17 protein-coding genes are annotated in these 19235 nt (G+C 66.3%); 4 read left to right on the forward strand and 13 right to left on the reverse strand.

Features of this window, described 5'->3' with window-relative positions; translation table 11 throughout:
* Nucleotides 1-1111 (reverse strand): Rv2578c family radical SAM protein (locus QMK22_RS11900; RefSeq protein ID WP_283497863.1); only part of this gene is annotated, 1111 nt, incomplete at its 3' end.
* 133 nt (nt 1112-1244) lie between these two features.
* Nucleotides 1245-1391, reverse strand: coding sequence for a hypothetical protein (locus QMK22_RS11905; protein ID WP_283497864.1), 147 nt, complete (start codon nt 1389-1391; stop codon nt 1245-1247).
* A gap of 469 nt (nt 1392-1860) precedes the next feature.
* Between QMK22_RS11905 and QMK22_RS11910 the strand changes: the two genes are divergently transcribed.
* The 3 genes from QMK22_RS11910 (at nt 1861) to QMK22_RS11920 (ending at nt 3709) form a co-directional block, all read left to right on the forward strand.
* Nucleotides 1861-2901 carry a DNA topoisomerase IB gene (locus tag QMK22_RS11910; protein ID WP_283497865.1) on the forward strand — a complete coding sequence of 347 codons (1041 nt, stop codon included), beginning with the start codon at nt 1861-1863 and terminating at the stop codon, nt 2899-2901.
* Between the two features lie 84 nt (nt 2902-2985).
* Nucleotides 2986-3393, forward strand: coding sequence for a hypothetical protein (locus tag QMK22_RS11915; RefSeq protein WP_283497866.1), 408 nt, complete (start codon nt 2986-2988; stop codon nt 3391-3393).
* A 34-nt stretch (nt 3394-3427) separates the two neighbouring features.
* The gene (locus QMK22_RS11920; RefSeq protein WP_283497867.1) at nt 3428-3709 is read left to right on the forward strand and encodes a hypothetical protein; all 282 of its coding nucleotides are present in this window, start codon (nt 3428-3430) and stop codon (nt 3707-3709) included.
* 127 nt (nt 3710-3836) lie between these two features.
* Here QMK22_RS11920 and QMK22_RS11925 read toward each other — a convergent pair whose 3' ends face one another.
* From QMK22_RS11925 to QMK22_RS11935, 3 genes are all read right to left on the reverse strand, one after another.
* Nucleotides 3837-4145, reverse strand: coding sequence for a hypothetical protein (locus tag QMK22_RS11925; RefSeq protein WP_283497868.1), 309 nt, complete (start codon nt 4143-4145; stop codon nt 3837-3839).
* Between the two features lie 85 nt (nt 4146-4230).
* A complete protein-coding gene (locus QMK22_RS11930; RefSeq protein ID WP_283497869.1) occupies nt 4231-4368 on the reverse strand; it encodes a hypothetical protein in 138 nt (45 codons plus the stop codon).
* Between the two features lie 136 nt (nt 4369-4504).
* Nucleotides 4505-5935 (reverse strand): malate:quinone oxidoreductase, encoded by a 1431-nt coding sequence (locus tag QMK22_RS11935; protein ID WP_502857634.1) that lies wholly within the window; start codon nt 5933-5935, stop codon nt 4505-4507.
* A gap of 183 nt (nt 5936-6118) precedes the next feature.
* Between QMK22_RS11935 and QMK22_RS11940 the strand changes: the two genes are divergently transcribed.
* On the forward strand, nt 6119-6985 hold the full coding sequence (locus tag QMK22_RS11940; RefSeq protein ID WP_283497871.1) for a response regulator transcription factor: 867 nt from the start codon (nt 6119-6121) through the stop codon (nt 6983-6985).
* Here QMK22_RS11940 and QMK22_RS11945 read toward each other — a convergent pair.
* The 8 genes from QMK22_RS11945 to QMK22_RS11980 all read right to left on the reverse strand — a co-directional run bounded on the left by QMK22_RS11945 (nt 6982) and on the right by QMK22_RS11980 (nt 18992).
* The gene (locus tag QMK22_RS11945; RefSeq protein ID WP_283497872.1) at nt 6982-7392 is read right to left on the reverse strand and encodes a hypothetical protein; all 411 of its coding nucleotides are present in this window, start codon (nt 7390-7392) and stop codon (nt 6982-6984) included. The genes QMK22_RS11940 and QMK22_RS11945 overlap by 4 nt on opposite strands.
* A gap of 79 nt (nt 7393-7471) precedes the next feature.
* Nucleotides 7472-8659: a GGDEF domain-containing protein gene (locus tag QMK22_RS11950; protein WP_283497873.1), complete on the reverse strand. Its 1188-nt coding sequence runs from the start codon at nt 8657-8659 to the stop codon at nt 7472-7474.
* 34 nt (nt 8660-8693) lie between these two features.
* A complete protein-coding gene (locus QMK22_RS11955; protein ID WP_283497874.1) occupies nt 8694-10325 on the reverse strand; it encodes an ATP-binding protein in 1632 nt (543 codons plus the stop codon).
* Nucleotides 10326-10335: 10 nt separating this feature from the next.
* On the reverse strand, nt 10336-12756 hold the full coding sequence (locus QMK22_RS11960) for a putative bifunctional diguanylate cyclase/phosphodiesterase (RefSeq protein ID WP_283497875.1): 2421 nt from the start codon (nt 12754-12756) through the stop codon (nt 10336-10338).
* A 95-nt stretch (nt 12757-12851) separates the two neighbouring features.
* On the reverse strand, nt 12852-13922 hold the full coding sequence (locus tag QMK22_RS11965; protein WP_283497876.1) for an aspartate-semialdehyde dehydrogenase: 1071 nt from the start codon (nt 13920-13922) through the stop codon (nt 12852-12854).
* Between the two features lie 248 nt (nt 13923-14170).
* Nucleotides 14171-15448, reverse strand: a complete 1278-nt coding sequence (locus QMK22_RS11970; RefSeq protein ID WP_283497877.1) for an aspartate kinase — start codon at nt 15446-15448, stop codon at nt 14171-14173.
* A gap of 235 nt (nt 15449-15683) precedes the next feature.
* Nucleotides 15684-16283: a recombination mediator RecR gene (recR, locus tag QMK22_RS11975; protein WP_283497878.1), complete on the reverse strand. Its 600-nt coding sequence runs from the start codon at nt 16281-16283 to the stop codon at nt 15684-15686.
* A gap of 3 nt (nt 16284-16286) precedes the next feature.
* Nucleotides 16287-18992, reverse strand: coding sequence for a DNA polymerase III subunit gamma and tau (locus tag QMK22_RS11980; protein WP_283497879.1), 2706 nt, complete (start codon nt 18990-18992; stop codon nt 16287-16289).
* Nucleotides 18993-19235 lie beyond the last annotated feature (243 nt).

The following is a 19235-nucleotide window of genomic DNA, read 5'->3' on the forward strand; positions in this document are numbered from 1 at the left end:
GGGTGGGGGCTAGATCGGGTGGGAGTTCGGCGGCGATCAACGACCGGGGCGCGGGGGTGAACGTGGGGCGCGCGGACGGGGTAGCGGGGCGGGTGGGCATCCGTTCGGGCGACGCCGGCAGCGCGCTGGACCGCAGGCCGCCGGTAGCCGGGTCGACCACGCCACGCTCGAGACCGTGTGCGCGGATGAGCGGCTTGATGCGGGCGGCGAGCCAGGTGCGGTATTCCTTGGGCGCGTATTGGCCGCCGGCATAGAGCTCACGGTAGCGGCCGACGAGTTCGGGGTGATCGCGTTGCAGCCAGTGCAGGTACCAGTCCTTCACGGCGGGCTTGAGATTGAGACCGCTGTAGAGCACGCTCGTTGCGCCGGCCGCCTTAGCCTGCCGCAGGGCCTCGTCGAGGTGGGCGCGGGTGTCGGTGAGAAACGGCAGAATCGGCATGAGAAAGACGCCGCAGTCGAGTCCGCGTTCACGCACGGCGGTGACCGTGGCCAGGCGCGCCTTCGTGGTGGGGGTGCCGGGTTCGACCGCCTGCTGCAGCTCGTCGTCATAAATGGCGATCGACATGGCCAGGTCCACCGGAACGTGCGCGCTCGCCTCGACGAGCAGGTCGAGGTCGCGGCGCAGCAGGGTGCCCTTGGTGAGAATGGAGAAGGGCGTATTGCTGTCGGCGAGGGCCGCGATAGTGCCGGGCATGAGTCGGTAGCGTCCCTCGGCGCGCTGGTACGGGTCGGTGTTGGTGCCGAGGGCAACCGGATGCCTCCCCCACGTGGGCTTGGCCAGCTCGCGTCTGAGCACCTCGGCCACATTGACCTTCACGATGATCTCGCTGTCGAAGTCTTTGCCGGCGTCGAGGTCGAGGTACTCGTGCGTGGGCCGCGCAAAACAGTAGGTGCAGGCGTGCGAACAGCCACGGTAGGGGTTGATGGTGTACCCGAATGGCAGCGCACTCTGCCCGGGAACCCGGTTGAGCGCGGACTTGGCGAGCACTTCATGAAAGGTAATTCCGGCGAACTCGGGCGTTTGCACGCTGCGCACGAGGTTGTTCAGGCGAGCCAGGCCGGGCAGCGCGCTGACCTGCTCAGTTTGTAGTTTCTGTGAACTCCACCGCATGACTCAAGTCGAACACAGTTACGAGTAAAGTGCAAGTGGTGCTCGAAAAACCCGGAGCAAAGCGGATTCCGCCGGTCGGAACGCGCGGGCGGCATCCGCCGGTCACCATGGGATGACCGACGGATGCCGCGCCTCAGCGCACCAGGCCGGTGCGGCCGCGGCGACGCCCGACCGTGAGAGCCACGGCACCCAGGCCGATGATCAGGCTGGCAAGCAGGGTGAACGGCACCGGGTCGGCTCCCGCCGCATTCAGCCCCATGGTCTTCGCGACATGCCTCATTCGGCCCCATGGTCTTCGCGACATGCCGCATTCGGCCCCATGAACCCGTCCCAAGGGGCCGAAGTCGTCCCCTCGCGTTCGCCCCACGGCCCCAAGGGGCCGAAGCTGTCCCCTCGCGTGCAGCCCACGCGCCCAAGGGGCCGAAGTTGTCCCCTCGCGTTCGCCCCACGGCCCCAAGGGGCCGAAGCTGTCCCCTCGCGTGCAACTGGGCTTCTCGCGCGGCGAGATGCCGCATTCGGCCCCATGAACCCGTCCCAAGGGGCCGAAGTTGTCCCTTCGCGTGCAGCCCACGCGCCCGAGGGGCCGAAGCTGGGTACACCTAGTTCCGGCAGCGGACACCTGATCTACATGGGCTCACGGCCCCAACGAGTGCCGCCACGCGTGCCAACCCGCGATCCGGCATCCGCTTCGCGCTGACCGGGGCGACTCGCAGTAATGTTTCGGTCATGCGAGCACAGCGAGCACGGGCATGACCAGGCTGCGACGCAGCGACCCGACCCGTCCGGGGTACACCCGGCGACGCGCTGGGTCGGGGTTCAGCTACCGCGACCCGGGCGGAGACCGTGTCACCGAGACGGACCTGCGCGAGCAGTTCGCCGCCCTCGCGATCCCGCCCGCCTGGACCGACGTGTGGATCTCGCCGCACCCCCGCGGCCACATCCAGGCCATCGGGATCGATGCCGCCGGGCGTCGCCAATACATCTACCATCCGGTCTGGCGCGAGCAGAAAGACCGCCTCAAGTTCGAGCGCGCCCTGCAACTGGCCGCATCACTGCCCCGGGTGCGCAGCAAGGTCACGCGGGAGTTGCGCGGTGACGGCCCACCCCGCACGCGGGCGCTCGCGGCCGCGTTTCGGATGCTCGACCTCGCCTCGCTGCGCATCGGCAGCGAGCGCTACGCCGACACCTACGGCAGCCACGGGCTGTCGACGCTGCTCTGCTCGCACGTCACGGTGCGCGGCGACGTGGTGCGGTTGAATTTTCCGGCCAAGAGCGGGCAGCAGTTTCAGGGTGTAATAACGGATGCCGACCTCGCGACCTACCTGCGCGACCGGCTGCGCGACCGGCCGAACGAACCGCTTTTGTCGTGGGTGCACGGCGATGTCGAGGGCGCCATCACGGCGGCGGACATCAACGATTTCATCAAGGAACGCACCGGCGGCGAGTTCAGCGCGAAGGATTTTCGTACCCTGCGCGGCACGATCGCTGCCGCGCAGAGCCTGGCGCAGGCTTTGGCGGCACGGGTGACGCTCGCCGGGGCTGAGCCGGCGGCATCCGCTGCCCGTGCGCCGAGCGCGGCCACGCACAGCCGTCGCGCGGATGACCGTGCCGTTGCCGAGGCGATGCGGCAAGCCGCCAAGGTTCTCGGCAACACGCCGGCGATCGCCCGCACGAGCTATGTCGACCCGCGAGTTGTCGACCTGTTTCGCGCCGGTGAAACCATCGATCCAGCAGGCCGCGTGTCGGCCGAAACGGCACTCCGCGCTCTCCTCCTCGGTGACGAGGCGTAAATTTCAGTGAATGTCACTCGTTCGGGGTATAACTTGATTGCCGCCCCGTTGGGGCGTTTCCGTCGCCGTCCGAAAGGTATGCCCGTGACCCACGACTCTGACCCCGTTCAAGAACCGCCCCTCGACCCGCCCGACGCTCCGAGCACGCCCAGCAATCCCGACCAGCTGGTGGGGCCCGACGGTCCCGACGGCCCGGCCGCGGAGAGCACCGCAAAGGGAGCCGGCTCGGCCGTGCCGGTCGCCAGCGCCAGCGACGGGCCCGACGGACCGGCACCGAGCGACGACGGGTCGACTCCCGGAGAAGCCGCCGTGGCCACCCCGGCCGAGCCAGACAACGACGCCGAAGATGACCAGGACAACCGCGACAACGAGGCCAACCGGGACAATATCGATCTCGCCGATATCGATCCCGCCGACAACCCGTCGAATCCGGATCTGGTCGGCCACGACGTGGCCGAAGAAGACCCCAACCGCGACGAGCCCACCGCCTAACCCGCTCACTACCCACCAACTCAGAGGAGTCACCATGAAGGGCAAATTACTGTTTCTCGCCGGCACTGCGACCGGCTTCGTGCTCGGGTCCAAGGCCGGGCGTCAGGCCTACGACCGGCTCACCGCGAAGGCCCATGAACTGTGGGGCGATCCGGCCACGCAGAAGGTCATCTCGCAGGCGGAGTCCATCGCCCGCGACGCCGCATCCGTCGCCCAGACCAAGGTGAGCGATCTGTTGGATCGCACCGAAGCATCCGTCAAGAAGGAAGAGCAGCGCACCAATCCCACAACGGATGCCGACAGCCGCGACATGTAGGCAACCACACGGCCCCGATGCCCCGCCCCGACTCCCCGCATCAACACCCGGTCAGCGCGTCGGCGCGGGGCGTCGGCGCGCGGCATCGGCGCGCGGCATCGGCGCGCGGCATCGGCGCGCGGTGTCGCTAGTCCGTGACGCGCGAGACAGCCGACCTGCCCGCCTGGGCCATCGAACTTGCGGCCGGGTCACGCCGCAGCAGAAAGCAAGCCCGGGCCTGGTCAAACGAAGTGTAGAACCAGCGCGTGCCGAGCACGCCGAGCTTCGTGACCTCGTAGGCATCACCGGTCTGCTCAATCACTCCGAGCAGGGCGGTCGGGTCATCGCCCGGCATTTCGGAGTCTCGCACTAGCCATTCCGTGGGGGTGAGCTGGAGGATGCCGAGCTGCAATTCGCGCAGGTTCTCCGCATCCGAAACGTCATTGTTCGGGTTCACTTTGCTGCCTCCGGGCCGCTTTGGTCCTTAAGTAAACCTCTGCGCTTACGTGCTTTCAAGGGGTTGACAGGTCTCTCCTACCGAACTACCACGGCACTCCAAGGCGCGGCGCCGGGCACCTGGCATTGCCGGCAGCCCCACTCGCCTTGGCGGTGCGGTTGACGCGTTCGACCTGCCGGTAGGTCCACGGGCAGTGCGCCTCGTCGCGCGGGCGAGATGCCACGTTCGGCCCCATGAACTTCGCGAAATGCCACGTTCGGCCCCATGAACTTCGCGAGATGCCATGTTCGGCCCCATGAACCGGTCCCAAGGGGCCGAAGCTGTCCCCTCGCGTGCAGCGGGTGCGGGAAGTTCTGGAGCTAGTTGCTGAGGTGCAGAACCTCGGCGGTAGCGGCGAGCGAGGCGGCGGCAGCGGCCGGATCGCCGGACAGCTTGGTGCCGTAGCTCGGAATCATCTGGCGGATGCGCGGCTTCCAACCATCAATGCGGTCGGGGAAGCAGCGGGCCAACAGGTCAACCATGATCGGGGCGGCCGTCGAGGCTCCCGGCGAAGCGCCGAGCAGGCCGGCGATGGAGCCGTCGGAGGAGGTGATGACCTCGGTGCCGAACTGCAGAACGCCGCCGAGCTTGGCGTCTTTCTTCATGACCTGCACGCGCTGGCCGGCCGTGATGAGCTCCCAGTCGTCAGAGACCGCGGCGGGGATGAATTCGCGCAGGGCCTTCAGCTTGGCGTTGCGCGAAGCGAACACCTCGCCGACGAGGTACTTCATGAGGTCGAAGTTGTGGCGGGCGACGGCGAGCATCGGGCCGAGGTTGTGCGTGCGAATGGAGAACGGCAGGTCAAACCAGGTGCTGGTCTTCAAGAACTTCGGGCTGAAACCGGCGTACGGGCCGAACAGAAGCGACATTTCGCCGTCGACGACGCGGGTGTCGAGGTGCGGCACCGACATGGGCGGCGCACCCTTGGCGGCCTTGCCGTACACCTTGGCCTGGTGCTGCGCGACGAGCTTCGGATTGGTGGTGCGCAGAAACTGTCCGCTGATCGGGAATCCGCCGAACCCCTTGATTTCGGGGATTCCGCTCTGCTGCAGCAGCGCCAGGGCGCCACCGCCGGCGCCGACGAAGACGAAGCGGGCGTTGACGGTGCTGCGGGTCTGACCGACCTGGCGCAGCAGCTTGACCCGCCAGGTGGCATCCGCATTCTTTTTCAGGCCAACGACCTGCTCGTTCATGTGCATCGTGACCCCCTGCTTTTCGAGGTTCTCGAACAGAAAGCGGGTGAGGGCGCCGAAATCAACGTCGGTACCGCTCGCGATGCGCGTGGCGGCGATCTTCTGGCCAGCCGGACGCTTGCGGGTGAGCAGCGGAGTCCAGGTGCCGATTTTCTCGACATTGTCGCTGAATTCCATGCCGGCGAACAGTGGTTGGGTGGCCAGCACGGCGTGGCGCTTGCGTAGGTACTCCACGTTGGCTTTGCCGTGCACGAAGGTCATGTGCGGGGTGGAGTTGATGAACTTGTTCGGTTCCGGCAGGGCACCGATCTGCACCAGGTGCGCCCACAGCTGTCGGCTGATCTGAAACTGCTCGTTGATGACGACGGCCTTGTCGGCGGTGACCGAACCATCGGCTGCCTGCGGCATGTAGTTGAGTTCGCACAGCCCGGCATGGCCGGTACCGGCGTTGTTCCACGGGTTCGAGCTCTCCTGGGCCAGCTCACCCAAACGCTCGTACACCTCGATGCGCCAGTCGGGCTGCAGCTCCTTAAGAAGCGTGCCGAGGGTGGCACTCATGATGCCGCCACCAATGAGGACTACGTCAACGGTTCCCTGAGAATTCACACTGTCGAGTGTATCGCTGCCCACGCACGCGCCCGACCGCGCGGGGAGCGGACCGATTGAACGACGGCACGCGCCGGGCCCGACCGCGCCGAGAATATTTTCGGGCCCGACCCCCGAATAGGCGATACTGGGTAGATGGGGATTGAAGATACTGCGGGGCGCGTTGCCGTCATCATCGAAGACGACGCCGACATTCGCAACCTGCTCGAAGCCGTGCTCACGCAGGCCGGATTTGAGACGATCGCGACCGGCAACGGGCTCGACGGCATCAATGCGGTGCGGGCCCACAACCCGATCGTCACGACCCTCGATGTGAGCATGCCCGGCATGGACGGCTTCGAAACGGCCAAACGCATTCGCACGTTCAGCACCACCTACCTCGTCATGCTCACCGCCCGCGACGATGAGATCGACACCCTGATGGGGCTCGAGGCCGGCGCCGACGACTACCTGACCAAGCCGTTTCGACCGCGGGAACTGCGCGCACGTATCGAGGCGATGCTGCGTCGACCCCGACACCCCGTGACAGCGGATGCCGCCAGCGCCGCAGAATCCGCCGCCACGCCCGCGGGGACGGTCGCGGGGGCATCCATCGCTGATCAGGGCACGCTGAGCGACGCCGAGCCGACGACACCCAAGGCTTCGCCAGCGGAGCCGGCTGACGGCTGGTTCAGCCACAACGGCCTGCGGTTAAGCAAAATGGAGCGCATCGTGCAACTCGGCGGAGTACAGCTCGAGCTCACGCGCACCGAGTTTGATCTGCTCGCGGCGCTACTCGCCGCGCAGCGTGCGGTGCGCAGCAAGAATGATCTGGCCCTGCTGCTGCGCGGCGATGCCCACGCAAGCGCCTACCCGGTTAACGAGGCCGATCGGCGTGCCGTCGAGGTGCACATGGGCAACCTGCGGCGCAAGCTCGGCGATAGCAGCGCGGCTCCGCGTTGGCTGGAAACCGTGCGGGGCGTCGGCTATCGCCTCGCCGCGGTCGACGCCACGGCGAACTAGTCCGGTACGCGCGCCAGGTGGCGCGACAACGCTCGGCAGGTATCGCTGCCGACGAGGCTGAGCTGCGGCAGCTGCCGCGCACAGGCCGATAGGTCGCGCGCGCGCAACGCGCCGTGCAACTGGGTGGCGAAGGATTCCAGCCGCCGGGCCCCCAGCATGGTGCTGCTCGAGCGGATGCTCAGAAGCACCACGTCGGCCGCTTCCACGTCTGATGCGGCCAGTGCCGTGCCGAGGCGCACCGCTCGCGGCTGCCATAGGGCAATGAAATCGTTCACGAATCGCTTCTGAATTCGCACGTCGCCGCCAAGATCCTGGCAGAGTTCGTGCAAGCTCGCCACGTCCACCAGGGGCACCACAGGGTGCCGGCATCGACGCGCCAGGGCGTCATCGGGGAGGTGAGAATTCATCTCCTTAACCCTGCCATCAAGACGCCGCCGGCAGGGGAAATTAGCGCCTGATCTGCTGCAAGACTTGCTCAAGATCGGATCAAGGTGCCGAATTGGCGGCGCCCGGTGCGGGGTCGAGGGCGACGCCGTTGCCGCCATCCGCTTTCACCGTATCGATTGCGGCGGTCGCGGCCACGTCAAGTGCGTACAGCGAGTAGCCGTGATCGCCCGTGCTGGCGATGCCGAAACTCGCGGTCAGTCGAATGAGGGCGGTTCCGTGCAACGGTTCCTCGACCAAGGCGATCTGCATCTGTTCGGCCAGATCATGGGCCAGATAGCCGGCGGCCGCCACCACCAGCACCTGAAAGCGCCCACTCGACCGGTGCCCAATGAGCGACATCACCGGAGCGCTGCCACGAAGCTTCGCGGCAAACCGGGCAATCGCCTCGTCCCCCGCCATCCGGCCGAAGGCCGTGTTGATCTCCGGCAGGTTGTCGATGTCGGCGCCGATCAGCGCGAGAGCCACGTCGGCTTCTTCGGCCCGGGCGAGGTGGTCGGTCGCCGCCTGGGTGAATGCCGTGTTCGACAGCACACCAGCCGCCGAGTGGATGCCATCCGTCAGGTCGCCGACGGCGCTTCCCGATATGCTCTCCGCACGCAGCACCGATAGGGCGATCGTGCCGAGCGTGACCAGGCACAGCGTCATCGTCGACACGAAAATTGAATGAATCTGGGTGGTGAAGACCGTGCCCGTCAAGCCATCCGCGAGAAACATGAGTGCGCGCAGTGCGGCGGCGAGCGCGGCCAGGCCGAGCGTGACCGCCACGATGCGTGCGTTGAGATTGCGTCGCAGCCGTCCGCGCACGAATTCCGCTCCGCCGAACACGGCCAGAAGGGCAACGCTCAGCGACACCACGACCGAACTGGTGGGATGGGCCCCTGAGCCGTCTATCAGGGTCGTGACGATGGTGAGCAGCCCCAGCGCAGCCATCCCGGCGGCGATATAGGGGCTCACTCGGCGGCCGTTGAAACGGCGGGCACCGGCCCAGACCGCCGCGACGGCCACAACCACGGTGATATTACCGACCAGGTTCGCCCAGCCCGTCGTCGGCTCTTGACCACCGACGGCATGAGCGACAATGGTCATCATTCCGGCCACGTAGGCCAGGCTCCACATGCGCCCGGCTGTGTCATTGAGTTTGAACGCGGTGTTCAGGGTGAAGCCGACGGTGCAGAGCGCGACGACAACGCCGTTCATCGTCTGCAGGGTGTGGGAATCGAGATTCATGCGCGTCGCGCCTTTCGGGTCGGGGTCACGCGGATCAGCTCGGGCGGGGAAGCGTCATGATGGCCGTCGTACCCCGGCCCGGCGTCGATTCCAGGCGCAGGTCGCCGCCGTGCTGCCGGCAGATGTCTCGGCTGATATTGAGCCCGAGCCCGGTACCGTGCACGCTGGAGCCCCGCACTGAGTCGGCCCGATAAAATCGGTCGAACAGATTGGTCTGCTCGTCCGGGGTCATGCCCCGACCGGTATCGGTCATGCGAATCTCAATGTGATCGGGTATGTCCACAAGCGCAACGGTGATGACACCGCGCGCGATGTTGTATTTGACGGCGTTCGAAAACAGGTTGTCGATCACCTGGCGCAGGCGAAAGGCATCCGCTGTGAGAAGAACCGGCGGGAGGTCACGCACGACGACAGCGATGCTGCGATTGGTGGCCATCGGGCGGATCGCTTCGGCGGCATCGTGCACAATCACGGCCAGGTCACACGGGGCGAGGTGCAGGTGCAGGCCCTCCCCCGCGGCGCTGGCCGTCGTGAGCAGGTCGCTCACCATCGTGAGGAGCCGGTCGGAGTTCTTGGTCGCAACCTCGAGCATGCGCCGGGTTGAGCCATCGAGACTGTTGTCGTCGAGGGCCAATTCCAGGTAGCCCATGATGGAGGTGAGGGGGGTGCGCAACTCGTGGGACACCGAAGCAACCAGGTCGTCCCTGGCCTTGACCGCGCGCAGTTCGGCGGTGACATCTCGCGAGATCAGCACCGCGCCGTCGTACTGGTCATTTTCGTCGAGAATCGGACGTGCCGATGCCAGCACGGCCGACTGCTGCGTGCCCTGTTCGCCGATCCAAAATACTGTGCGGTCGACCGTTTCTCCGCGCCGGGCTCGCTCGAACGGTCGCTCACCGGCCGCAAAGGGGGTCACCTGATCCGTGTGATAAATGACCAGCTTCGACACATCACCGCCACGAACCCCGAACTGCTCGAACATGTCGTGCTGGGCACGGTTGACGAGGTTCGGCCGGGCGTTGCGGTCGAAGCCGATCACGCCGAAGTCCACCGTGTTGAAGATCTCGTCGAGGGTTTGCTCCTGGCGCCGCGATCGTCGCAGCGCGCTCTCGAACAGCACCGACTGTTGGGTGAGCAGCACCCGCTGGGCGGCAGCGCGGCGCGTTGTCGTGTACGTCGTCACGGCCACAAAGACCAACACGATGGGCACGATGGCAAGCCGGGGAATTTCTTCGCTGGACAGCGGCTCTGCGCGCACGACACCCGCCGTCCACAGCAAAACGGTGGTGACGATGACGCTGCCGGCAGCACCAACCCCGCGATAGTGCGTCGACAACCAGATCACCGGGAGCACGAGCAGAAATGTCGTACCCATCAGCGGTTCGCCCTCACGCGCGGTGACGAGTCCGACAATGTCGAGCAGGGGAAGCACCACCACCCAGTTCTTGCTGATGCGACGCCACGGTATTGCCGCGGCGAGGCCGGTGGCCAGAAACACGATGAGCACGCCGGCCAAAAACAGGGAGTTCGCAAACAGTCCGGGGTTGAAAAGACCCGCAACGCCCAGAAGCAGGAGCGTCGCGCCGGTAACGAGCAGCTGCGATATGAAGACGGAACGTTCGACCCGCAATCGCTGCGCGTGGTCGATGTGGCCGAGGTTGGTCACGAACGGTCGCTTACTGGTGGTGGGTCATCGCGGATCGACGATCAACCCGCACCGTGTTCGTGGGCCGCGGCGGGTCATCCGGGCGCGCCGGGCGCACCGCCTGCGCACCGAAGGCATCGAGTCGCGCAATGGTTTCGACGAAGGTCTGCGGCACTCCGAAGTGAAAGCCCTGGGCGCTGCGAATGCCGAGCCTGGCCAGTTGGTCGGCCATTGCCTCGTCTTCGACCCCCTCGACGATCATCGAGTACTCGAGATTGTCGCCGAAACCCTGCAGCGCTGTGAGCACCTCGCGTTGGCGGATGTCATCGAGGTCGTCGACGAGACTGCGGTCGATCTTGAGGATGTCCATCGGCACCCGCACGAGTGAATCCACGGAAGAGTCATCGGATCCGTAGTCGTCAAGGGCAATGAGAATGCCCAGATCACGCAGGCGGTCGGCCTGCTGGCGAATCGATGGCGACACGCGCACGGCTGAACGTTCGTTGAATTCGAGGCAGAGTGAAATGCCCGGGTGCTGCAGAAAGAGGTCTTCGAAGAACGCGCCCAACCGGTCCTGGGCAATCTGATCGGCATCCACATTGATGGCCATACACACGATTGCCGGTTCGGCGAGGCGAAATTCTGCTGCCGCTGCCATGGCGCGCACGGCAATCTGGCGGGTGAGCAGATCAAACCGCCCGAGGTTCTTCGCCTGCTCGACCAGAGCCGGCGGGGATATCGCCCCGAATTCCGGGTCGACGTAGCGCAGCAGCGCCTCGAAAGCCCAAATCTTGCCCGTGACCAGGCTGACGATGGGCTGGTAGGCCACGTCGAGTTCGTCGTGGTCAATCGCCCGCGCCACGTCGGCTTTGTACTGCGAAGAACGGTGGGCCGAAATGTGGATGCTGCTGGCCGCGGCGGCGGTTCCCCGACGCCGCGCCTTCTTCACCACGAGCATGCTCTCGTCGGCGTCGAGAACCAGCTCCGCAACATCCGTTTCAGCAAGGGCCGAGAAGGCCAGCCCGATGCTGAGTCGCGGGGAGAGGGTGATCTCGCCGAGGGAAATCGGCAGGGTGGCCGCGGCGAGAATGGTTTCGGCCAGACCGACCGCTTCGGACACGGCGGAGAGCCGGGTGAGAATGATCACGAATTCGTCGCCGCCGACGCGAGCGACCACGTCGTGCGGGCGCACGGCCTGGCGCATCCGCTGGCCAACGACCTGCAACACCGAATCCCCCGCCTGGTGTCCGTGCGTGTCGTTGATGTGTTTGAACGCGTCGAGGTCGATGAACAAGACCGCGATGGCCTCGGCTTCACCGCGTTTACTGTTGATCGTGTCGAGAGCCTCTTGAAATGCACCGTAGTTGGGCAGGCCGGTGAGCGCGTCGGTATTGGCGCGCGCGGTGATGCCATCCAAATTTCGTCTGGCCTGCATAACCAGTTCGGCCGTGGCGGCGAGGGCCTCGAACGCACGGCGATCGACGCGGGTGAAGGCACCGTCCATGAGGTCACGGCGGGCGACGACGAATCTCGCGTCATCGTCGGTGAAGCTGATCCGGGTGCCGATCTGACCGGTCGCAGCCGGCTCCGCCTGCAACGCGACGGACTGCACGCCGACCGCAACGGACACGGCCTCACACAGCGACTCGGCCACGTCAGCCGTTGAATCGCCGCTTCGGGTGGCACTGAGAATGCTGCTGCCCAGCACGAGGCCGCTTAGTCGACGCCGCATGTGCAACACCGTGCGCGCCACGATGGCTACCAGCGCCACCACGAGACTGCCCAGCAGCGTGCCCCCCGCGGTTTGCAGCGCCGTGCGGCCGATACCCGGGGTCGGAAGCCCCGCGTCGGCCCAATACACCGATGCCATTGCCAGGGTGGCGAGAACAAATATCAGCAGCGACAGGCGCAGCGGGGAGATCAGGGGGCGTCCGCCACGATCGGATGGCGCATCGATCAGCCGCATTCGCAGCACCTCGACGGCCAAGACAAACATGACGTATCCAGCGGATGCCACCCCCGCCGCCGGCACGGGCCCAACAGCAACGAGGGTGAGCAACCACTCGATCAGAATGTAGAACAGGCTCGCCGTACCGGCCAGTCCCGCGCTGTAGACGGACACGTCGAGGCGGCGAGACTCGGCCAGGAGTGCCATGAAGACACCGAGCATGATGACGCCGATGATGGCCTGATCGGGCAGAACCGGCGTCAGGGCGGGCACGACCAAAACCGGCAGGCTCATGGCCGGCGACCGGTGCGCGACGCTGCCGACCCGGATCCAGGCAATTTCGAGCGCCATCACGCAGAGCAACCCGGCCAAAACGGCCGGCGCACGGGTGCTGGGGTCTGCGGCGATCACGCCGATCGAGCCGACGATGAACACCAGGCCGAGCACGCCGAACACACCGAACGAAACGCGCTGTAGCACGCCCTCTACCCCAATTCGACTCACGCGGTCAAAGCCTACGCGAATTGCTTCGCGATGGCGGCCTGCGGCGTGGATTCGTCATAACGGAGTGACGGATTCGCGTGCGGCGGCGACTCGAATTAGGCGGCGACGCGGTCAGCGGCGATGAGTTCGGCGATCTGCACGGCGTTCAGTGCGGCACCCTTGCGCAGGTTGTCGTTGCTGATGAAGAGGGCCAGGCCACGGCCATCCGCTACGCCTTCGTCCTGTCGGATTCGACCGACGAAGCTCGCATCCTGCCCCGCCGCCTGCAACGGGGTGGGAATATCGGTCAGCTCCACGCCGGGCGCGGTGGCGAGCAGCTCCTGGGCGCGCGCGACGCTGATCGGGTTGGCGAACTCGACGTTGATCGAGAGGGAATGGCCGGTGAAGACGGGCACGCGCACGCAGGTTCCGGAGACCAGAAGGTCGGGCAGGCCGAGAATCTTGCGGCTCTCGTTGCGCAGCTTCTTTTCTTCGTCGGTCTCGAACTGGCCGTCATCAACGATGGAGCCGGCCAGCGGAATGACGTCGAAGGCGATCGGGCGGGCGTAGATGGTGGGCGCGGGCAGGGTGACGGCGCTGCCGTCGTGCACGAGCTGAAACAGGTTCTCGTCTTGCGCGGCAACGCGCACCTGGCTGGCCAGTTCGAACGCGCCGGCCAGACCGCTGCCGGAGACCGCCTGATAGGTGCTCACGATGAGCCGCTGCAGCCCGGCCTCATCGTGCAATACCTTGAGCACGGGCATGGCGGCCATGGTGGTGCAGTTCGGGTTGGCGATGATGCCCTTGACGGCCTGCTTGATGGCTTCCGGGTTGACCTCGCTCACGACGAGGGGAACGTCCGGGTCCATGCGCCAGCCCGAGGAGTTGTCGACCACGAGCACACCGGCCGCTGCGAAGCGGGGCGCCTGCGCCTTGGAGAGCGTGGCCCCGGCCGAGAAGATCGCTACGTCGAGGCCGGTCGGGTCGGCGGTCGAGGCGTCTTCCACCGTGATCGGCACGCCCTTGAACGCGAGGGTGGTGCCGGCGGAGCGCGCCGAGGCGAAGAAGCGGATGCTCTTGACCGGAAAGTCGCGCTCCTCGAGCAGCCGACGCACCACGGCGCCGACCTGTCCGGTGGCGCCGACGACGCCGATATTGATGCCGACTGTGCTGGCTGAGGTGGTCACGTGTTATTCCTAACGTCTGTCGCCCTCACGGGCACTTCATACTGCGAGGTTCCCCCGCCCCCGCCCATAACTCCTGCAAATTCGCCGCCCGGCGCTTCACTCCCGCGTGATTCCGGGGAGTTCTAAAGTACCGGAACAAATTGCAGGAGTTATGCGACGGGGATGTGCTGGCGGGGTGCGTATCAGGGGATGGCGGGGGCGGGCTTCGGGACGGGGGTGCGGGTGTGGGCGGGTGTGGGCGGGTGCGGCTAGCGGCCGGTGCCGCCGTGCACGACGGCTTCGATCTCGCCGTCGAGGCCGAACGCGGTGTGCACCACGCGGAGGGCCTCGTTGATGGTGTCGGCGCGGGTGACGACCGAGATGCGAATCTCGCTCGTGGAGATCATTTCGATGTTGATTCCGGCCTCGTAGAGCGACTCGAACAGCTTCGCCGAGACACCGGTATTGGTGCGCATGCCGCCGCCCACCAGGGCGAGCTTGGCGATCTGGTCGTCGTACTGCAGGCTCTTAAAGCCGATCAGTTCCTTCTCGTTGGTCAGCGCGGTGAGTACCTGCTGACCCTCCGATTTGGGCAGCGTGAACGAGATGTCGGTCAGCCCGGTCGAGGCCGCCGACACGTTCTGCACGATCATGTCGACGTTGGCGTTGGTGCGCGCGACGATCTTGAAGATCAGCGCGGCCTTGCCGGGAATGTCGGGCACACCGACGACGGTGACCTTCGCTTCGCTCAGGTCAGCGGCGATTCCGGCGATGATTGGCTCTTCCACGATTTCTCCATTTTCTCGCGCGGTCGCGGCGTTGTACACGATGGTGCCCGTGCTGTTGGTGAAGGACGACCGCACGTGCAGGGTCACACCGTGGCGGCGGGCATATTCCACAGCGCGAATATACAGAACTTTGGCTCCCGCAGCGGCGAGCTCGAGCATTTCTTCGCTCGTGACCCGCTCGAGTTTGCGGGCGCGGGGAACGACGCGGGGGTCGGCGGTGAAAATGCCATCGACATCCGTGTAAATCTCGCAAATGTCAGCACCGAGGGCAGCCGCAAGCGCAACGGCGGTGGTGTCCGAGCCGCCGCGGCCGAGGGTGGTGATGTCTTTCGTGTCCCGGTTGAACCCTTGGAAGCCGGCGACGATGGCGACGGCTCCCTCGTCGAGGGCCGATCGGATGCGTCCGGGCGTGACGTCGACGATGCGCGCGGAGCCGTGGCGGGCATCCGTAATCATGCCGGCCTGGCTGCCGGTGAAGGAGCGGGCATCGTAGCCGAGGCTCTTGATGGCCATCGCGAGCAACGCCATCGAGATGCGTTCGCCCGCGGTCAGCAGCATGTCGAGCTCGCGCGGGGCGGGCAGCGGGGTGACCTGGTGGGCCAGGTCGAGCAGCTCGTCGGTGCTGTCGCCCATCGCCGAAACGGCCACGACAACCTCGTTGCCGGCCTTGCGGGTGTCAACAATGCGTTTGGCGACCCGCTTGATACTTTCGGCATCGGCGACGGATGACCCGCCGAACTTCTGCACGATCAAGCTCATATGACTCCTGAGTTGGGGGTGTGCGGGCCTGTACTGCGCACCGCGTCCAAGTTCCTATCCTAAATGCTGGTGCTCCCGGCGCCCACCATGTGACGCAGCGCGTGTGCCGAGAGCGGTGTATCCGTTCGCCGGGCCCACCTTCGGGAACTGGGCCCACCATCTATCATGGGCCCAGTTTCCGGGCCCGGGCCCGGGCAATACGGACGGGCGGGCGGGCGCGGCGGGAAGGCGCGGGCTAGTGGGTGACCTCGCGGCGGCCCTCGAAGGCGCGGCCGAGGGTGACCTCATCGGCATATTCGAGGTCGCCACCGACCGGCAGCCCGGATGCGAGGCGGGTGACCTTAATCTCGAGCGTCGTGAGCAGGCGCGAAAGATAGGTGGCGGTCGCCTCCCCCTCGAGGTTCGGGTCGGTCGCGATGATGACCTCCTGCACGGTGTTGTCAGCGAGGCGCTGCATCAACTGGCGAATGCGGAGGTCATCGGGCCCGATTCCGTCGATCGGGCTGATCGCACCGCCAAGCACGTGATACAGGCCCTTGAACTCGCGGGTGCGCTCGATCGCGACGACATCTTTGGCCTCTTCCACCACGCAGATCGAGGCGGGGTTGCGGCGCGGATCGCGACAAATCAGGCACGTCGGCTGTTCGGAGACGTTGCCGCAGATGTCGCAGAAGCGCACCTTGTCGCGCACTTCGAGCAGCACGTTGGCGAGCCGCGTCACATCGAATTTCTCGGTCTGCAAGATGTGGAACGCGATGCGCTGGGCCGATTTTGGGCCGATGCCGGGAAGCTGGCCCAGCTCGTCGATCAGTTCCTGAACGATGCCTTCATACATGGTCTAATTGTCGTTTCTGGTTCGGGACGCCGCAATGTACGGCTGCTCTTCGATGAAGGTGGCGCCGAGAATTTCGCGTACAACGGCCTCGCCGTAACGCTGTTTCTCGGTGAAAGACGGCGCCCGGGTCGGGTCTTTTGCGCCAGCACGTTGTGGGGACGCGTTCGGATTCTGACGCTGGGTCGGCGCGCTGCGCTGGTCGGAGGGCTGCTGGCCGGAGGACTGCTGGCCGGAGGACTGCTGGCCGCGCGCGCTGCTCACCGGCGCAGCGGATGACTCCGCGTGCGACGCGTAGTTGTGCACGCGTTCCTCGGCGGGCCCATCCATCTCGGGTGGCACATCGTCATCGAACGGAGGGGGTACATCGTCGAAGGGCGGCTCATCGGGGCGCTGAGGGTTCGACGACGGTGGAGCTGTCCGAACGGGCGACGGCGGCACCGCAGGAGTTGCTGATGGTTGCGCCGCCACGGGTGCTGTGGCCTGCGCCGAAACGCCGCTCCCGCCTGTGGCCACGACTTCACCTCCACCCTCGGCTCCAACTTCAGCGCCGCTGTCAGCCCCGCCGTCAGCCGGCGCTGGTACCGCCGGACCGTTAGCCGAGCCGGGAATCGCCACGGTCGCCCATCCGCTGGTGGCGCTGGCCACGGGGGACGCTCCCGCCGGTGCGGTGGGGGCGGGAACGGCCGGCTTGGCGGCAGCACCGGACGGGGGCGTTGGCGTTGGCGCCCGCACGGGAGTGGGCGCCTGAACGGGGGTTGACGCGGCCGTTGATGTTGACGGGGACGCGCTACCACCCGGTGCCGGTGCCCCCGTTTGTGTGCCGTTGGGTGCCTGCCCGGGCGATGTGGCCGTGCCGGCAGGTCGAGTCTCGACTGCGGCAGACGCTGGCGAGGCTTCGGACCGTTCCGCTTGGGGGGCCGCTGGCGCAGGCTCCGCGGTGATGGGCGACGAGTCGGGCGCGGAGGCGCCGGCCGAGGGCGATTCGCGGGTGGCATCGACACGAGCGATGAATTTGACCCGCAGACCGAGGACGGCAACGATTGCGGTGCGCAGAAAGTCGCTCGTTCCCATGCCGGCTACCTTTTGCTGTTTGAAGCTGTCGACATCGGCCTGGCTCGGGAACGAGAGTGCGAGCACATCGCCGTTCAGTCCGAGCACGTGCGCGGTGTAGACGACGAGCCACGCCGTGGTCTTCTCGGTGCGTACGGCTTCGAGAATCTCAGGCCAGGCGTCTTTCATCTGCTGCAACGAGACCGGAGTGCCGGGAACGACGGCGGGGCGGGACACGATTGGAGCGGCGGTCGGAGCCTGCTCGACCGGCGGAGCGGACGGCGCACCGGCAGAAGGAACAGCACCAGTGGTAGCAGCGGCACCAGTGGTAGCAGCAGCACGAGCAGTAGGGACTGCAACCGCAGGCGGATCCGGCGTCGTCGCCCGGGTGCCGGCCGGCTCAGCAACAGCGGGCACCGCACCAGCAGGGGCAACGACGGCAGCAGCGGCAGCAGGAACGACAGCGGGAACGACGGCGACCGGCGCGACACCGTCGACTCCGATACGGCGTTCGAGGCGCTCGACCCGGGCCAGTGCGCCACGCGTCGTGTCGTCGGTGGCGGGAATCAGGGCGCGCGCGATCATGAGCTCGAGGTGGAGTCTGGGCGAGGTCGCCCCGCTCATCTCGGTGAGCGCGGCGTTGAGAATGTCGGCGGTACGCGAGAGTTCGGCCGGCCCGAACGCGGCGGCCTGCGCGCTCATACGTTCGAGTTCGTCTTGCGGCACGCCGCGCAGCACGGCCGCAGCGCCTGAGACGCTCGTGGCGGCGACGATAATGAGGTCGCGCATGCGCTCGAGGAGGTCTTCGACAAACCGGCGCGGATCTTGACCGGTCTGAATGACCCGGTCGACCGCGTCGAATGCCGCCGCAGGGTCGCGGGCACCGATGGCATCGACGGCCTCGTCGAGCAGGGAAGCACTGGTGTAGCCGAGCAGGGCGACGGCGCGCTCGTACTCAATGGATTGTCCGTCGGAACCGGCCATGAGCTGGTCGAGCAGAGACAGGGTGTCACGCGGCGAGCCTCCGCCGGCGCGCACCACGAGCGGCAGCACGCCGGGGGCGACGACCATTTTTTCGCTGTCGCACATCTGCTGCACGTATTCGAGCATCGGCCCCGGCGGTACCAGCCGGAACGGGTAGTGATGGGTGCGCGAGCGGATGGTGCCGATCACTTTTTCGGGTTCGGTGGTCGCAAAGATGAACTTCACGTGTTCCGGCGGTTCTTCAACGATTTTGAGCAGGGCGTTGAACCCCTGCGGCGTCACCATGTGCGCTTCGTCGAGAATAAAGATTTTGTAGCGATCGCGCGCGGGCGCGAAAATGGCACGCTCTCGAATGTCGCGGGCGTCGTCGACGCCGTTGTGGCTGGCCGCATCGATCTCGACGACGTCGAGGGAACCACCGCCGCCGCGGGCGAGCTCAACGCAGCTCGGGCAGACGCCGCACGGGGTATCGGTGGGGCCCTCAGCACAGTTGAGGCAGCGCGCCAGAATGCGCGCGCTGGTGGTCTTGCCACAGCCGCGCGGGCCGCTGAACAGATAGGCATGATTCACCCGGTTCGTGCGTAAGGCAGTCATCAGGGGTTCAGTCACCTGGGACTGGCCGATCATCTCAGCAAAAGTCTCTGGCCGGTAGCGGCGATACAGGGCGGTAACCACGTTCTCAATGGTACTTGCCCGCACCGACACTCGCCCGCGCGCGGGAGCCGCATGCAGACAATGCCGGGCCGCAACAGGGCACCCCTATTAAGAGGAGTGACACACGCCCGGGTAAGAGCAGGAAACTAAACATGCGACCCCGGCAGCGGGGGGTCGCCGGGGTCGCACGGGTCTAGGGGTGATGCGTAAAACGTGCGGCTCCAGAGGAAGCCGGAACCGCACGAGTCTAGGAGGGACGGGAAA

Source organism: Cryobacterium sp. PH29-G1 (assembly GCF_030063365.1).
Taxonomy (GTDB): domain Bacteria; phylum Actinomycetota; class Actinomycetes; order Actinomycetales; family Microbacteriaceae; genus Cryobacterium.

What these genes read in the sequence shown, in the direction of transcription:
- QMK22_RS11905 (WP_283497864.1), bottom strand. Translation starts at nt 1,391, where the DNA reads ATGAGGCATGTCGCGAAGACCATGGGGCTGAATGCGGCGGGAGCCGAC.
- QMK22_RS11910 (WP_283497865.1), top strand. Translation starts at nt 1,861, where the DNA reads ATGACCAGGCTGCGACGCAGCGACCCGACCCGTCCGGGGTACACCCGG.
- QMK22_RS11920 (WP_283497867.1), top strand. Translation starts at nt 3,428, where the DNA reads ATGAAGGGCAAATTACTGTTTCTCGCCGGCACTGCGACCGGCTTCGTG.
- QMK22_RS11935 (WP_502857634.1), bottom strand. Translation starts at nt 5,935, where the DNA reads ATGAGTGCCACCCTCGGCACGCTTCTTAAGGAGCTGCAGCCCGACTGG.
- QMK22_RS11940 (WP_283497871.1), top strand. Translation starts at nt 6,119, where the DNA reads ATGGGGATTGAAGATACTGCGGGGCGCGTTGCCGTCATCATCGAAGAC.
- QMK22_RS11945 (WP_283497872.1), bottom strand. Translation starts at nt 7,392, where the DNA reads ATGAATTCTCACCTCCCCGATGACGCCCTGGCGCGTCGATGCCGGCAC.
- QMK22_RS11950 (WP_283497873.1), bottom strand. Translation starts at nt 8,659, where the DNA reads ATGAATCTCGATTCCCACACCCTGCAGACGATGAACGGCGTTGTCGTC.
- QMK22_RS11970 (WP_283497877.1), bottom strand. Translation starts at nt 15,448, where the DNA reads ATGAGCTTGATCGTGCAGAAGTTCGGCGGGTCATCCGTCGCCGATGCC.
- recR (WP_283497878.1), bottom strand. Translation starts at nt 16,283, where the DNA reads ATGTATGAAGGCATCGTTCAGGAACTGATCGACGAGCTGGGCCAGCTT.